At 73.9% G+C, this 14,236-nt stretch carries 11 protein-coding genes; 3 read left to right on the plus strand and 8 right to left on the minus strand.

Annotation, left to right across the window (positions count from 1 at the left end):
* Nucleotides 1–12: 12 nt before the first annotated feature.
* The 8 genes from murD to mraZ all read right to left on the minus strand — a co-directional run bounded on the left by murD (nt 13) and on the right by mraZ (nt 9,313).
* The gene (gene murD, locus CLV56_RS01140; RefSeq protein ID WP_039340182.1) at nt 13–1,479 is read right to left on the minus strand and encodes a UDP-N-acetylmuramoyl-L-alanine--D-glutamate ligase; all 1,467 of its coding nucleotides are present in this window, start codon (nt 1,477–1,479) and stop codon (nt 13–15) included.
* On the minus strand, nt 1,476–2,540 hold the full coding sequence (mraY, locus tag CLV56_RS01145; RefSeq protein WP_039340181.1) for a phospho-N-acetylmuramoyl-pentapeptide-transferase: 1,065 nt from the start codon (nt 2,538–2,540) through the stop codon (nt 1,476–1,478). The genes murD and mraY overlap by 4 nt, the downstream gene beginning before the upstream one ends.
* Entirely contained in the window at nt 2,537–3,928 is a 1,392-nt protein-coding gene (locus CLV56_RS01150) for a UDP-N-acetylmuramoyl-tripeptide--D-alanyl-D-alanine ligase (protein WP_342745029.1), read from the minus strand. The genes mraY and CLV56_RS01150 overlap by 4 nt, the downstream gene beginning before the upstream one ends.
* Before the next feature lie 5 nt (nt 3,929–3,933).
* Complete coding sequence (locus CLV56_RS01155; protein ID WP_039340275.1) at nt 3,934–5,502, minus strand: UDP-N-acetylmuramoyl-L-alanyl-D-glutamate--2,6-diaminopimelate ligase; 1,569 nt, start codon at nt 5,500–5,502, stop codon at nt 3,934–3,936.
* Nucleotides 5,503–5,523: 21 nt separating this feature from the next.
* The gene (locus CLV56_RS01160) at nt 5,524–7,260 is read right to left on the minus strand and encodes a peptidoglycan D,D-transpeptidase FtsI family protein (RefSeq protein WP_039340180.1); all 1,737 of its coding nucleotides are present in this window, start codon (nt 7,258–7,260) and stop codon (nt 5,524–5,526) included.
* Nucleotides 7,257–7,706 carry a cell division protein FtsL gene (gene ftsL, locus CLV56_RS01165; RefSeq protein WP_100414255.1) on the minus strand — a complete coding sequence of 150 codons (450 nt, stop codon included), beginning with the start codon at nt 7,704–7,706 and terminating at the stop codon, nt 7,257–7,259. The genes CLV56_RS01160 and ftsL overlap by 4 nt, the downstream gene beginning before the upstream one ends.
* Nucleotides 7,703–8,656: a 16S rRNA (cytosine(1402)-N(4))-methyltransferase RsmH gene (gene rsmH, locus CLV56_RS01170; RefSeq protein ID WP_039340178.1), complete on the minus strand. Its 954-nt coding sequence runs from the start codon at nt 8,654–8,656 to the stop codon at nt 7,703–7,705. Before rsmH ends, ftsL begins: the two co-directional genes overlap by 4 nt.
* A gap of 225 nt (nt 8,657–8,881) precedes the next feature.
* Nucleotides 8,882–9,313 (minus strand): division/cell wall cluster transcriptional repressor MraZ, encoded by a 432-nt coding sequence (gene mraZ / locus CLV56_RS01175; protein ID WP_039340177.1) that lies wholly within the window; start codon nt 9,311–9,313, stop codon nt 8,882–8,884.
* Between the two features lie 304 nt (nt 9,314–9,617).
* On the opposite strand from mraZ, the gene CLV56_RS01180 reads away from it, so the two are divergent.
* From CLV56_RS01180 to CLV56_RS01190, 3 genes are read left to right on the plus strand one after another with little or no spacing between them, the layout of a single operon-like run.
* Nucleotides 9,618–10,610, plus strand: coding sequence for an AAA family ATPase (locus CLV56_RS01180; protein ID WP_100414256.1), 993 nt, complete (start codon nt 9,618–9,620; stop codon nt 10,608–10,610).
* Nucleotides 10,610–11,845 carry a DUF58 domain-containing protein gene (locus tag CLV56_RS01185; RefSeq protein ID WP_100414257.1) on the plus strand — a complete coding sequence of 412 codons (1,236 nt, stop codon included), beginning with the start codon at nt 10,610–10,612 and terminating at the stop codon, nt 11,843–11,845. Before CLV56_RS01180 ends, CLV56_RS01185 begins: the two co-directional genes overlap by 1 nt.
* Nucleotides 11,842–14,139, plus strand: coding sequence for a transglutaminase TgpA family protein (locus CLV56_RS01190; RefSeq protein ID WP_039340175.1), 2,298 nt, complete (start codon nt 11,842–11,844; stop codon nt 14,137–14,139). The genes CLV56_RS01185 and CLV56_RS01190 overlap by 4 nt, the downstream gene beginning before the upstream one ends.
* Nucleotides 14,140–14,236: the final 97 nt, after the last annotated feature.

Genomic DNA, 14,236 nt, shown 5'->3' on the forward strand with positions numbered 1-14,236 from the left:
CGAGGGCGGTCCTCACCGCCCGGACGCCGCGTACCGGGCGACCGCGGCGGCGAAGGCATCCCCACGCGCCGCGTAGCCCGAGAACTGGTCCATGGATGCGCACCCCGGCGCGAGCAGGACGGTGTCGCCCGGCTGGGCGAACCCGGCTGCCGCGTCGACGACGCGATCCATGGGGTCATCGTGGCCCGAGTCGACCTCGACCACCGGCACATCCGGAGCGTGTCGCCGCAATGCGTCGGCGATCACGGCCCGGTCGCGACCGATCAGCACCGCTGCCCGCAGCCGGTGGCGGGCCGTACGCACCAGGTCGTCGAAGGTCGTTCCCTTCGCGAGCCCGCCCGCGACCCAGACCACCGACGGGTACGCCCCGAGCGAGGACAGGGCGGCGTGCGGGTTGGTCGCCTTGGAGTCGTCGACGTACGCGACGCCGCCGACCTCGTCGACCTGCTGGATCCGGTGCGCGCCCGGTCGGTAGGCGCGCAGCCCGTCACGGACCGCGCGCGGCTCGACGCCGTGTGCGCGTGCGAGCGCGGCCGCCGCGAGAGCGTTCGCGACGAGGTGCGGGGCGGGCGGCTCGCCGGCCGGGCCGGCGAGATCGGCCGTGGTCGCCAGCTCCGCCGCGCTCGTGGCGCGCTCGGCGACGAACGCCCGGTCGGCGAGCGCGTCCTCCACGACGCCGACCTGGCCCGGACCGGGGATGCCCAGGGTGAACCCGATCGCCCGCGCACCCTCGACCACGTCGGCCTCGCGGACCAGCGCCTCGGTCGCCGGGTCGGCCACGTTGTAGACGCACGCGCGCTCGACCCGCTCGTAGACCCGGCCCTTGTCACGACCGTAGTCCTGCGGGTCGTCGTACCAGTCCAGGTGGTCCGGCGCGACGTTCAGCACGGCGGCCGACTCGCACGCGATCGAGGCGTCGAAGTGGAGCTGGAAGCTCGAGAGCTCCACGGCGAGCACGTCGAAGCCGGTCGGGTCCATCACCGCCTCGGTCACCGGGACGCCGATGTTGCCGACCGCGGCGCTGCGCAGCCCGCCCGCGCGCAGGATCCCGTCGAGCATCTGGGTGGTGGTGGTCTTGCCGTTCGTGCCGGTGACGGCGATCCACGGTGCGGCGTCGTCGGCGCGCAGCCGCCACCCGAGCTCCGGCTCGGACCAGACGGCGGTGTCCGCAGCGAGCGCCTCGGCGACGATCGGGGTGCGTGGCGGCAGCCCCGGGTACGGGACGAGGAGGTCGGCGCCGTCGGGCAGGGAGGCGGTCGCTCCCGGGCCGAGGCGCACCTGCGCCCCCAGCACCTCGAGGATCTGCGCCCGCTCGCGCACCGTCTCGGAGTCGGCGTCGTCCAGGATCGTGACGGACGCGCCCATCTGGACGAGGGCGTCCGCGGCTGCGTACCCGCTGACGCCGAGGCCCGCGACGACCGCCCGGACCCCCTCCCAGGAGTCGCCGCGGCCCAGGAGTGCGAGGTCGGGCCGCGTCATGCGCCGCTGACCCACTCGGCGTAGAAGATGCCGAGCCCGAGCGCGACGCACAGCCCCGAGATGATCCAGAAGCGGACGACGATCGTGATCTCCGCCCACCCGAGCAGCTCGAAGTGGTGCTGCAGCGGTGCCATCCGGAAGAGCCGTTTGCCGCCGGAGAGCTTGAACCAGCCGACCTGGAGGATCACCGACAGCGTGATCAGCACGAACAGGCCGCCGATCGCGAGCAGCAGGAGCTCGGTGCGGGTCATGATCGCGAACCCGGCGATCGCGCCGCCGAGGGACAGCGAGCCGGTGTCGCCCATGAAGATCTTCGCCGGCGAGGTGTTCCACCAGAGGAACCCGAAGCACGCCCCCGTCAGCGCCGCCGCGACCACGGCCAGGTCCAGCGGGTCGCGCACGTCGTAGCACTTCGGTCCGGGGTTGATCGCGCACGACTGGTTGGACTGCCAGATGTTGATCAGCATGTAGGCGCCGAAGACCATCACCGAGGCGCCCGTCGCGAGCCCGTCGAGCCCGTCGGTGAGGTTCACGCCGTTGCTCGTGCCCCAGACCATCAGCAGCACCCACACCACGATCACGGCGGCCGGCAGACCCCAGGAGGGCAGGTCACGGATGAAGGAGATGGACTCCGAGATCGGGGTCCGGCCGTTCGCATCGGGGAAGTTCAGGGCGAGCAGGGCGAAGGTGAGCGCGACGATGGCCTGGCCCGCCAGCTTCGCCTTCGAGCGCAGGCCGAGGCTGCGCTGCTTGACGATCTTGATGTAGTCGTCGAGGAACCCCACGAGCCCGAGGCCGACGAACAGGAACAGCAGCAGCAGCGCGGAGGCCGACGGCTCGTTGCCCGTGATCAGCTCGGCCAGGAAGTACGCGACGACGACCGAGATCATGATCACCAGACCGCCCATCGTGGGCGTGCCGCGCTTGGTGTGGTGGGAGGTCGGCCCGTCGTCGCGGATCAGCTGTCCGTAGCCCTTGCTGACGAGCAGGCGGATCGCCAGCGGTGTGCCGAGCAGCGTGCCCAGCAGGCCGAAGCCGCCTGCCATCAGAATGGCCCTCATCGAGCGTCGTCCCCTTCGTCGAAGTCCCGCGGTTCCAGGAGCGCGGCCGCCACCCGGTCCAGCCCGCTGGCCCGGGACGCCTTGACCAGGACGACGTCGCCGGGCCGGATGCGCGTGCGCAGCCAGCCGACCGCCTCGGTCACGTCCGCGACGGCGACGGACGCTGCCCCGGCCGCCCGCGCCGCGTCGTGCACGCCGTGGGCTCCGGCGCCGACCGCGACGACGTGGGTGAGTCCGAGTTCCGCGGCGAGACTACCAACGTCGGCGTGCGCGCGCGCTGCCGCACCGCCGAGCTCGAGCATCTCTCCCAGCACCGCGTACGAGGCGGCGTCGGTGGGCGTCATCGCGGCGAGCGTCCGCAGGGCGGACGCCGTCGACTCCGGGTTGGCGTTGTAGGCGTCGTTCACGACCACGACACCGTCCGGGGTCACCGCACGCTCCATCCGCCAGGCCGACCGCGGCGAGGCGGCGCCGAGCTCGCGGACGATCACGTCCGGGGTGATCCCGACCGCGAGCGCCGCCGCGGCCGCGGCCGCGGCGTTGGTGGCCTGGTGCGCCCCGAGCAGACCGAGCCGCAGACGCGACCACCGCCCGGCCAGGCGCAGGTCGGCCTCGACCGTGCCGTCGCGGCGCAGCACGACGTCGCGCACGGCCACGTCGGCCTCCTCGTCGGCACCGAACGTGCTCACGCGGGCGGCCGTCCGGCTCCGCATCGCCACCACGGCCTCGTCGGAGGCGTTCAGCACCGCGGTGCCGTCGGCGGACAGGGCCTCGACCAGCTCGCCCTTGGCCTGCGCGATCGCCTCGCGGGACCCGAACTCCCCCACGTGGGCCGACCCGACGTTCAGCACCACGCCGACGTCGGGACGAGCGAGCGCGCACAGCTCGGCGATGTTGCCGACGTGCCGGGCGCCCATCTCGACCACGAGGTAGCGGGTCGAGGCGTCCGCCCGCAGCAGGGTCAGCGGGACACCGATCTCGTTGTTGAAGTTGCCGGCGGTCGCGACCGTCGCCCCCTGTGCCGCCAACACCTGCGCGAGGAGGTCCTTGACGCTGGTCTTGCCCTGGGACCCGGTGATCCCGATCACCGCGCAGCCCCGGAGTCGTCGCCGCACCTCGGCCGCGAGCAGCGACAGCGCAGCCGCCGGGTCGTCGACGAGGACGTACGGTGCGCCGACGGGCCGGGCCGCGAGGACCGCCGCGGCACCCCGGTCGGCCGCGGCGCCCACGAACGCGTGCCCGTCGGTGTGCTCGCCCGCCAGCGCGACGAAGAGCCCGCCGGGCTCCACGACGCGCGAGTCGATCGCTGCCGGCGCCACCACCTCCACACCGGCGTGCTCCGGCTCGACGCGACCCCCGACCACGGCGGCGATCTCGGCCAGGCGCATCGGGATCACCGGCCACCCCCGAGGCGGTCCTCGATCGCGGCGGCGAGGACGTCGCGGTCGTCGAACGCGAGCACCGAGTCCCCCACGATCTGCCCGCGCTCGTGGCCCTTGCCCGCCACCACCACGACGTCGTCGTCACCGGCCAGCGCCACCGCACGCGCGATCGCCTCGGCGCGGTCACCGATCTCGACCACCTCCGTACCGGCGTCCTGCGCGGCCGCCCCGGCGAGGACGGCGGCACGGATCGTGGCGGGATCCTCCGTACGGGGGTTGTCGTCGGTGACCACGAGCACGTCGGCGAGCTCGGCTCCGACCGCCCCCATCAGCGGACGCTTGCCGGGGTCGCGGTCGCCGCCCGCCCCGATCACGAGGACGAGGCGGCCGGGGCTCAGCCCGCGCAGCGAGTCGAGGACGGCCCGCAGCGCGTCCGGCTTGTGGGCGTAGTCCACGATCGCGGTGAACCGCTGCCCGGCCTCGACCCGCTCCATCCGTCCGGGGACCCCCGCGCAGGCAGCGATGCCCGCGGCCAGCGCCTCCGGGTCGTAGCCGACCTCGGCGAGCGAGGCGAGCACGACCAGGGCGTTCGCGACGTTGAACCGTCCGGGCAGGTTGACGACGAGGTCCAGCTCGCGGCCCCCCGGCGCGACGACCCGTGCCGTCGATCCGCGCGGGCCCTCATCGAGGGTGCGCACGCTCCACTGCGCGCTTCCCGCCAGGTCGACCGTCCGCACCGGCAGCGTGGTCTGCTCGACCAGCCGGCGCCCGTACGGGTCGTCGACGTCGACGACCGCCCGCGCGGCGTGCTCGGGGGTGAACAGCGACGCCTTCGCGGCGAAGTAGTCCTCGAGGTCCGTGTGGAAGTCGAGGTGGTCGCGCCCCAGGTTGAGGAACGCGGCGACGTCGAAGACCACCCCGTCGGCGCGGTGCAGCGCGAGCGCATGGCTCGAGACCTCCATCGCGACCGCGCCGACCCCCCGCTCGGCCATCACGGCGAGCAGCGCGTGCAGCGCCGGGGCCTCCGGTGTGGTGAGCGCGGAGGCCACCGGCGTGCCGTCGACGAGCGTCCCGGTGGTGCCGATCAGTCCGACCCGCTCCCCTGCTCCCGCCAGGGCGGAGGCCGCGAGATAGGTGCAGGTGGTCTTGCCCTGGGTCCCGGTGACCCCGAACGTCGTGAGTCGCTCCGCCGGGTCGCCGTACACCTGGGCCGCGAGCGCACCCAGCCGCGATCGCGGATCGTCGACGGTCACGACGGCCACGCGGTCCGCCCCGGTGTCTGCCGTCTCGGCGAGGATCGCGGCCCCGGCGGCGTCGGTCAGGACCGCGACCGCGCCGCGCGCGATCGCGTCCGCGGCGAAGCGGGCGCCGTGCGTACGGGCCCCCGGCAGCGCGGCGTACAGGTCGCCCGGGCGGACGTCGGCCGAGGCGAGCGTGACGCCCGTCACCGTGACGTCCGCCGCGGCTGCGAGGTCGGGCGAGCCCGGGTCCCGCGAGCCGAGGACGTCGAGTGCGCCGAGCCGCACCGGGCGCACGCGCTGCGGGCGGGTGTCGATCAGGTCATCAGGATCAGCGGCCATCGCGGCCGAGCGTATCGGCACTCACCACTCCTGCGGAGTCCTGGGAGCCTTGCTGCCGGTCGGTGCCACGCCGTAGCGCTGGAGCGCCTGCTGCATGATGTCGTGGAAGACCGGACCTGCGGTCCCGCCGCCCGAGGCCGACCCCGCAGGGTCGTCCAGCACGACGTACGTCAGGAACCGCGGCGCGTCGGCGGGCGCGAACCCGACGAACGAGACCGTGTTGCGGCCGCTCTGGTAGCGGCCGGTCTCGGGATCAACCCGCCAGGCGGTGCCGGTCTTCCCCGCGACGCGGTAGCCGTCGACGCGGGTCTGCGGTGCGACGCCCTCGTCGGAGGTGACGGCCTCCATCATCCTCGTGACCATCGACGCCGCCTCCGCGGAGACGACGCGCCGCGACTCGGGCACCTCGAGGTCGTCCGCCGGCTCACCGCCCCCTTCGACGTCGGCGACCAGCCGCGGCGCCTGCCAGACGCCGCCGTTCGCGATCGTGGCGATCGCCGCCACCTCCTGCATCGCGGTCACCGAGATCCCCTGTCCGAACGAGACCGTCGCGTGCGCCGCCTCCGACCAGGCGTCCGCGTCGTGCAGGATCCCCCGCGACTCCGACGGCAGACCCAGCCCCGTCTGCCGGCCGAACCCGAAGGCGACCAGGTAGTCGTGCAGGTCCTCGCTGCTCATCTGCTGCGACAGCGCGATCGTGCCGACGTTCGACGACTGGGCCACCACCCCGGCCGCGGTCAGACGGATCGTGCCGTGGTCCCACCAGTCGCCGATCGTGAACCCGTCCAGGCTCACGTCGCTCGGGACCTTCACCTTCGTCCGGGGCGTCACCAGTCCCGCGTCCGCGAGCGCCGCCATGGTGACGACCTTCTGGACCGAGCCCGGCTCGTAGACGTTCTGCACGGCCCGGTTGTTCAAGGCTCCCGGCGTGACCGTCGAACGGTCCCCGGCGTCGAAGGTCGGCAGCTGCGACAGCTGGAGCACCTCCATGGACTTCAGGTCCACCGTGACCGCGACGCCCCAGCCGGAGTCGCTGCTGCGCACGGCCTTGGCGAGCCGGCGGTCCGCGTACCACTGGAGATCGCGATCGATGGTCGTCCGCACGTCCCGCCCGGGCACCGGCTCCTTCGTCGTCTGGCGCGCGAGCGGGATCCGCACGCCGTCCGGCGACGTCTCGTAGACCGCCTTGCCGTCGACCCCGGCCAGGACGTCGTCGAAGGCCTCCTCCAGCCCGCTGGTCCCGTCGCCGCTGTCCTCGGCGACCAGGCCGACGACCGTGGCGGCCAGCGTCCCGCCCGGGTAGCTGCGCAACGGGTCGCGCTCGGTGCTGATGCCCGGCAGCTCGGCGGCGCGCAGACGCTGCACCGCCTTGTCGGCGGTGAAGGTCGGGACCTTGCGGGCCAGGTAGACGAACCGTGTGTCCTCCCGACGGAGCCGGTCGACGGTGTCGAAGTAGTCGAGGTCGACGACGTCCGCCAGGACCTCGGCGATCGCGGTCGCGTGCTCACGGGTCAGCAACGGGTCGGCGATGATCGCGCGCGCGTCGATCGTGGTGGCGAGCGCGTCGCCGTCACGGTCGAGGATCTCGCCACGCTCGGCGTGCAGCACGGACGGGACCGAGGTCTCGGCCAGCGCCCTCGCGGCGTACGCGTTCGCGTCGACGCCCTGGATCTGGATCAGGCGGACGGAGAAGAGAACCAGCAGGAGCGCGACGACCGCGAAGCAGAACCGCGCGCGGTTGCGCACCCGCGCCGTCATCCCCGCGCCCCCACCTCGGCCGGCGAAGGACCGCCGAGGCCCGAGGGCGGCCCGTCCGCCGAGGCCGGCTCCGGGTCGCCCACGACCGTGCCGTCGGACAGCCGGAGGAAGACCGGGCTCTCGTTCGGCACCATGCCGAGCTTCGACGCGCGGCGTGCCAGCGCCTGCGGGGTCTCCCGCTTCTCCACCTCCATCGTCAGCTCCGCGCGGCGGCTCTGCAGCGCCTCGGCCTTGTCCTCCAGCGTCGCGAGCTCGAACGCGGAGTCCTGCATCGACGTGTTGAGGAGGAGCAGACCGACCAGCCCGCCCGCCAGCAGGCTGACGACGAGCAGGACGAAGGGGGTCCGCGGCGTGCGCTGCACGCGGTCGGGAACGGCCCGCAGCGGGTTGCGAGGACCGGGGCGCGGCGCGGTGCCGGCGCGACGCACCGGGTTCACGATGCTCATGCGTCCTCCCTGATCCGCTCCACGGCACGCAGCCGCACCGGCTTCGCCCTCGGGTTGTCCTCGACCTCGTCCTCTCCTGCCTGCTCCGCACCCCGGGTCACGGAGGCGAAGCGTGGCTGGAGCTCGTCGGGCACCACCGGGAGGCCCGGGGGCGCGTCGGTGGTCGTCGCGGCGGAGAAGGCCTGCTTGACGATCCGGTCCTCCAGGCTGTGGTAGGCCATCACGACGACCCGCCCGCCGACCCCGACCACGTCCAGGGCCGCCGGCACCGCCCGGCGCAGCGCACCGAGCTCGTCGTTGACCTCGATCCGCAGCGCCTGGAAGGTCCGCTTGGCGGGGTTGCCTCCCGTCCTCATCGCGGCGGCGGGCAGCGCCTCGCGCACCAGGGCGACGAGCTCGTCGCTCGTGGCGATCGGCGTGCGCTCGCGGCGGCGTACGACCGCGTCGACGATCCGCGTCGCGTGCTTCTCCTCGCCGTACGTCCTCAGGATCCGCACGAGGTCCCCGGGCGGATAGGTGTTGAGCACCTCGGCCGCGGTCAGGGGGTCGTCCTGGCTCATCCGCATGTCGAGCGGCGCGGTCCGGGCGTAGGAGAACCCGCGCTCGTCCACGTCGAGCTGCATCGACGAGACCCCGAGATCCATCAGCACCGCGTCGACCGACGTGAGCCCCTGCTCCTCGACGACCGCCACCAGGTCGTCGTAGACCCGCTGGACGAGCCGGGCCCGGTCGCCGAACGGCGCGAGCCGTGCCGTCGCGTGCTCCAGCGCCTGCGGATCACGGTCGATCCCGATCACCCGCGCACCGCCGAAGCGGCGAAGCGCCGCCTCGCTGTGCCCGCCCAGACCCGACGTCGCGTCGACCAGGATCGCGCCGTCGTGGTCGAGGGCGGGCGCCAGCACCTCGAGCGTCCGCTCGAGCATGACCGGCACGTGCTGCGGCTCAGCCATGCGTCCCGGCCCCCCTGGGACGTCCCACCACCATCTCGACCCCTCGTTCCGTGTGGTTGCTGCGTCGTACTCGTTCGTCCGGACCCGTCCGGGCGAGCTCCTCGGTTCGTCCGACCAGGTCCCTGGCCGCTCGATGGTCACGGTCTGGCACCGGGGAAGGTGCGCCAGCGCGTGTGCCGAGCGGCCGAGAGACCTCGCCGCACGAGCCTCGCTCGCCGCCGAGTCTCAGAACAGGCCTTCGATCACCTCCTCCGAGAGCTGAGCGAAGCTCTCCTCCTGTGCCTCGGAGTAGTCGGCCCAGCTCTGGGCCTCCCAGATCTCGACCCGCTCGCCCGCCCCGACGACCACGCAGTCGCGCCCGAGCCGCGCGTACTCCCGCAGCGGTGGCGGGATCGTGATCCGGCCCTGCTTGTCCGGGGCGTCGTCCGAGGCCCCGGCGAAGAGGACCCGGACGAAGTCGCGGGTCGCCTTGTTGGTGAACGGCGTGTTGCGGATGCGCTCGGTGAAGGCCTGGAAGTCCGCGGCGGTCCAGACGTAGATCGCCCGCTCCTGGCCCTTGGTCAGCACGAGACCCTCCGCGAAGCGCTCCCGGAACTTCGCCGGCAGGAAGAGCCGGCCCTTGTCGTCGAGGCGAGGCGTGTACGTGCCGACGAACATCGCACCGCGACCTCCCCCCTCCACGAAGCGGACCTTGCGGCCCCCGACCGGTTCCCGAGCGGACCGGCTAGTCCTCCACTTTGCGCCACTGTACCCCACTTCGCCCCACCGTCAACCACATAGCGCCTCCTCGCGCCCCACTTCCCCCTCCACACCGCCCTGGAACCCCGCGACGAGCTCGTGCGCCGGCCCGGTGGAGCGGAGTGGAGCGACCGGACCGCACAGGCCTGGTGTCGCGGGTAGGCTCGATCACCAGGACGCGCCGAGCCGCGCCGTCACGCCACCGGCTCCGACAGGAGGACCGTTGACCACCTCACGACGCGACCACCCAGCGCCCCCGGAGCCGCAGCGCACGACCGAGATCCAGCAGACCGCCCACCGCCTGGTCACCAACATCGAGACGGTGGTCGTCGGCAAGTCCGGCGCGGTCCGCACGGCGGTGATCGTGCTGCTCGCGGGCGGGCACCTGCTGCTCGAGGACGTGCCCGGCGTCGGCAAGACGATGCTGAGCAAGGCGTTGGCACGCTCGATCGACGGCACGGTGCGCCGGATCCAGTTCACCCCGGACCTGCTGCCCAGCGACGTGACCGGGACGTCGGTCTGGGACCCGCAGGCACGCGCGTTCGAGTTCCACCCGGGCGCGGTCTTCGGCAACATCGTGGTCGGCGACGAGATCAACCGCGCCTCCCCCAAGACCCAGTCCGCGCTGCTCGAGTGCATGGAGGAGCGTCAGGTCACGGTGGACACGACGACCCACACCCTCGAGGACCCGTTCATGGTCGTCGCGACCCAGAACCCGCTGGAGATGGAGGGCACCTACGCCCTCCCCGAGGCTCAACGGGACCGCTTCACGGCGCGGATCAGCCTGGGATACCCCTCGGCGGAGGCCGAGGCCCAGATGCTCGCCGGGCACGGGTCGCTCGACCCGATCTCCGAGCTCGTCCCGGTCACCGACGTCAAGGAGATCGCGGACCTGGTCACCACCGTGCGCGGCGTGCACGTCGCTCCCGCCGTCGAGCAGTACGCCGTCGCGCTCAGCGCCGCGACCCGCACGCACCCGCGACTGCGCCTCGGGGCCTCACCCCGCGCGACGCTGCACCTCGTACGGGCCGCGCGGGCGCTCGCGGTGCTGGAAGGACGGGCGTACGTCATCCCCGACGACGTGGCCACCCTGGCCGGCCCCGTGCTCGCCCACCGGCTGCTGCTCGCGGCGGACGCCGCGGTCGCCGGCACCCGGCCCGACGACGTCGTCGCGGAGGTCGTCGCGGACGTGCGCGTCCCGTCCCCGGGGTCGTGATGCGCGCCGCCGTCGACGCCCTCACCACACGCGGGCGGGCGTTCCTGGCGAGCGGTGTCGCCGTGCTGGCCGCGGCGGCGGTCCTCGGGCTCGAGCCGCTGCTGCGGATCGGCGTGCTCGCCCTGCTCTGGCCGGTCCTCACGGTCCTGCTGGTGCTCCGCGCACGCACCACCGTACGAGCCCGGCGCACGCTCGCGCCGGCACGCGTGAGCGCCGGCGACCTGATCGACGTCCGGCTCGTGCTCGACGGCACGGGACGGGGCGCGGGCGGCACCACCGGGGTGACCGAGCGGATCCCCGACGCGATCGGGAGCGACCGTCGGTTCCGGATCCGCGGCGGGCGACGCCGCTGGACCTGCACCATCGACTACCACCTGCGTCCCCGGCGCCGCGGCGTCTACCAGATCGGCCCGACGTCGATCCGGGTCACCGACCCGTTCGGCTTCCTCGCGTTCTCGAGGACCTTCCGCAGCACCTCCCCCCTCGTCGTCACCCCGGTCGTGCACCCCCTCGGGACGCCGCACACCTCGGGCTCGGGCAGCGACGAGGGCGAGCACCGGATCCGGCTGGCCGCGGCGGGCCGCTCCGACGACGCGACCGTGCGCGAGTACCGCCGTGGCGACGACCTGCGCAGGATCCACTGGCGCTCGACCGCCCGCGCGGGCGAGCTGATGGTGCGGCGGGAGGAGGAGGGCCGCGACTCCGACCTGGTCGTCTATCTCGACACCCGGCGCGCGGCGCACACGCTCGGCGACGACGGCAGCTTCGAGTGGGCGGTCTCCGCCGCGGCCTCGGTGGTCAGCCACGTCGCGGCCCGCGGATGGGACGTACGCCTGGTGACCGACGCGACGCGCTCCCACGATGCCGCCCCCGAGACCCTGTCGCTCATCCTCGACGAGCTCGCGGCGGTCCGGCCGTCGGTCCACCGTGACCCCGTGCCGATCGATCCCGCGCTCGTCGCCGGGCGCGGTGCTGCGCTCGCGATCGTCTCCGCGACGGACGCCGACATCCTCGACCGGCTGCACACCGTGACCCACGGGGCCCGCGACCGGCTGGCCTTCGTGCTCGACCCGGCGGCGTGGCGGGTTCCGTCCGGCCCGACCGCGTCGGCCGCGGACGTGGTCGAGTCCGCACGCGCCGGCGGGTGGGCGTCGGTCGTGGTCGGGCCGCGCACGACCGTGTCGGAGGCCTGGCGGTCGGCTCGGGTCGGCGCCCTGACCCGGGAGCAGCGATGAGCACGGAGCGGCTGGCGCGCGCTGCCTGGGTGGGCCTGTGGGTGTGGGCGAGCGGACTCGCCTCCGCGATCGTGCTCGCACCGCTGCTGGCCGACGACCTCTTCGTGGGCCGGGCGGCGACGTTCGCCGGGTTCGTCGTCGCTCTCGGCGTGCTCGCGCGCGGCGTCGGCCTCGGCGACGGGACCGCGGTCCTCGCCGAGGCCGCCGGCGCGGTCGCGTGCGTCACCTACGCGCTCACCCCCGGGACGGGCATCCTGGGGGTGATCCCGACCCCGGCCACGTTGGCGCAGATCGGAGAGATCCTCAGCGGAGCGGGCACGCACGCTCAGCAGTACGCCCCGCCGGTGCCTCCCAGCCCCGACCTCGACGCGATGCTGATCGGCGCGGTGCTCGCGCTCACGCTGCTCACCGACGCGGTCGCGGTCTGGCTCGGGCAGGCCGTGCTGCTGGGGCTGGTCTGGATCGCGCTCTACGTCACGCCGGCCACGCTCGTCGGCGACGACCTGGGCATCGCGGGGTTCGTGGTGTCCGCGATCGCGTTCGGCGGCCTGGTGGTCGCGACCGGACCGGGCGCCCGCAGACGCGCCACGTCGCTCGCCGAGCTCGACGACGACCCGCCGACGCCCGCCGGTCACCAGGCGACCGCGGCCGCCGTGACCGCCGTCGCGATCGTGGGCGCCGTCGCGCTCGCTCCTGTGCTGCCGGCCGCCACGGCCAACCTGCTGTCCGGTACGGGCGGCTCCGGTTCGGGACCGGGCTCCGGCCTGACGAACCCGGTGCTGGACATGCGCCGCAACCTCCAGGAGCAGTCGAACAGCCGGATGGTCACGGTCACCGCACTCGACTCCGCCCCGCGGCCGCGCTACGTGCGGCTGGCCTCGCTGCCCTCGCTCGAACCCGACGGCTGGACGCTCGGTGACCGCGTCGGCGCGTCCCAGCCGGTCAGCGACGGCATCCCCGCGGCGCCGGGCCGCGACGACGAGCTCGAGGCCGAGCGCGCGCGCTACACCGCGACCGTGGACCCCGCGTTCGCCACCCGGTGGCTCCCCCACCTGTACGCGCCGGTCTCGGTCTCCGTCGGGGAGGCCGAGGACGTCCAGGTCGACCGCCGGATGCTCGACATCAGTCGTCTCCCCGACACGGGGACGTTCGCCGGGGACACCTACCAGTTCGCCTCGGACCTCTCGTCGCCCACGTCGACCCAGCTGCGGCTCGCGCCGTCCTCAGCCATCACGATGTCGGCCTACACCCGCCTCCCCGAGGACACCCCCGGCGTCGTCACCGACCGGGCGCTGGAGGTGGTCGGCAACCTGCAGGACCCGTTCGACCAGGCGCTCGCGCTGCAGGGGTGGCTCCGCGAGGACGGCGGGTTCGTCTACGACGTCCAGAGCGCCCCGGGGTCGGGGATGGAGACCATGGAGGCGTTCCTGACCGACGAGCGCGTCGGCTACTGCGAGCAGTTCGCGTCGGCGATGGCGATGATGGCGCGTGCGCTGCGGATCCCGGCCCGCGTCGCGATCGGCTTCCTGAGCGGTGAGCAGGGATCGACGGACGACAGCTGGATCTTCCGTGGCACCGACATGCACGCGTGGCCGGAGCTGTACTTCGCCGGCATCGGGTGGGTCGGCTTCGAGCCGACGCCGGGCGGCAGCGGGTACAGCCCGCCGTCGTTCGAGGGCGGTCAGGGTGGCGACTCGTCGTCGGACGAGTCCGGGGACGCCGCACAGCAGCCCGACGAGGCCGAGGCGACCACGGCCCCCGGTCAGGTCTCCGACTCGGGTGCCGCACCGGACGGGACGGCGGCGGACGGGCGGCGCTCGTACGCGCTCCTCGGCCTCGCCGCTCTGGCGCTCGTCCTCCTGCTCGTCGCGCCGGCCTCGATCCGGGTGCTCCGCCGACGGCGGCGCACGCAGACGCGGGGCGCGGGCCCCCGGGCAGAGGCGGCGTGGGCGGAGATCGCCGACACGGCGGAGGATCTCGGCCTCGGCTGGGACGACGGCCTCTCGGCGCGCGCAGCCTCGGCGCCCCTGCGCGCCCGGCTCTCGTCCGCGCCCGACGCCTCAGCCGCTCTGACCCGCATCGTCACCGAGCTCGAACGTGCCCGCTACGCGGCGGAGGCCGGCGACGGGACGCCCTGGGAGGACGTCGTGGTCGTGCGGGACGCGCTGATCGCGGGAGTCGACCGCCGGCGTCGCGTCCGCGCGACCGTGATGCCGCGCTCGGTGCTGCGGACCCGGAGCCGCGACCGTGGGGGCGACGACGAGCACTCCGAGGTGCTGAGCCTGCAGGAGTAGTCGCCCACCGGATGCCGGCGCGTCCCGGGACCTGCCGACGCTGTGCGACCCGTCGACACTGTGCAATCCGTCGACGCTGTGCAATCCGTCGACGCTC

The sequence above is a fragment of the Mumia flava genome (assembly GCF_002797495.1).
Lineage (GTDB): Bacteria > Actinomycetota > Actinomycetes > Propionibacteriales > Nocardioidaceae > Mumia > Mumia flava.

Bases quoted from the DNA above. Each gene is read 5' to 3' on its own strand.
- CLV56_RS01160 (WP_039340180.1), bottom strand. From the start codon at position 7,260: ATGACGGCGCGGGTGCGCAACCGCGCGCGGTTCTGCTTCGCGGTCGTC.
- CLV56_RS01155 (WP_039340275.1), bottom strand. From the start codon at position 5,502: ATGGCCGCTGATCCTGATGACCTGATCGACACCCGCCCGCAGCGCGTG.
- mraY (WP_039340181.1), bottom strand. From the start codon at position 2,540: ATGAGGGCCATTCTGATGGCAGGCGGCTTCGGCCTGCTGGGCACGCTG.
- CLV56_RS01185 (WP_100414257.1), top strand. From the start codon at position 10,610: ATGCGCGCCGCCGTCGACGCCCTCACCACACGCGGGCGGGCGTTCCTG.
- murD (WP_039340182.1), bottom strand. From the start codon at position 1,479: ATGACGCGGCCCGACCTCGCACTCCTGGGCCGCGGCGACTCCTGGGAG.
- rsmH (WP_039340178.1), bottom strand. From the start codon at position 8,656: ATGGCTGAGCCGCAGCACGTGCCGGTCATGCTCGAGCGGACGCTCGAG.
- CLV56_RS01190 (WP_039340175.1), top strand. From the start codon at position 11,842: ATGAGCACGGAGCGGCTGGCGCGCGCTGCCTGGGTGGGCCTGTGGGTG.
- CLV56_RS01150 (WP_342745029.1), bottom strand. From the start codon at position 3,928: ATGCGCCTGGCCGAGATCGCCGCCGTGGTCGGGGGTCGCGTCGAGCCG.
- mraZ (WP_039340177.1), bottom strand. From the start codon at position 9,313: ATGTTCGTCGGCACGTACACGCCTCGCCTCGACGACAAGGGCCGGCTC.
- ftsL (WP_100414255.1), bottom strand. From the start codon at position 7,706: ATGAGCATCGTGAACCCGGTGCGTCGCGCCGGCACCGCGCCGCGCCCC.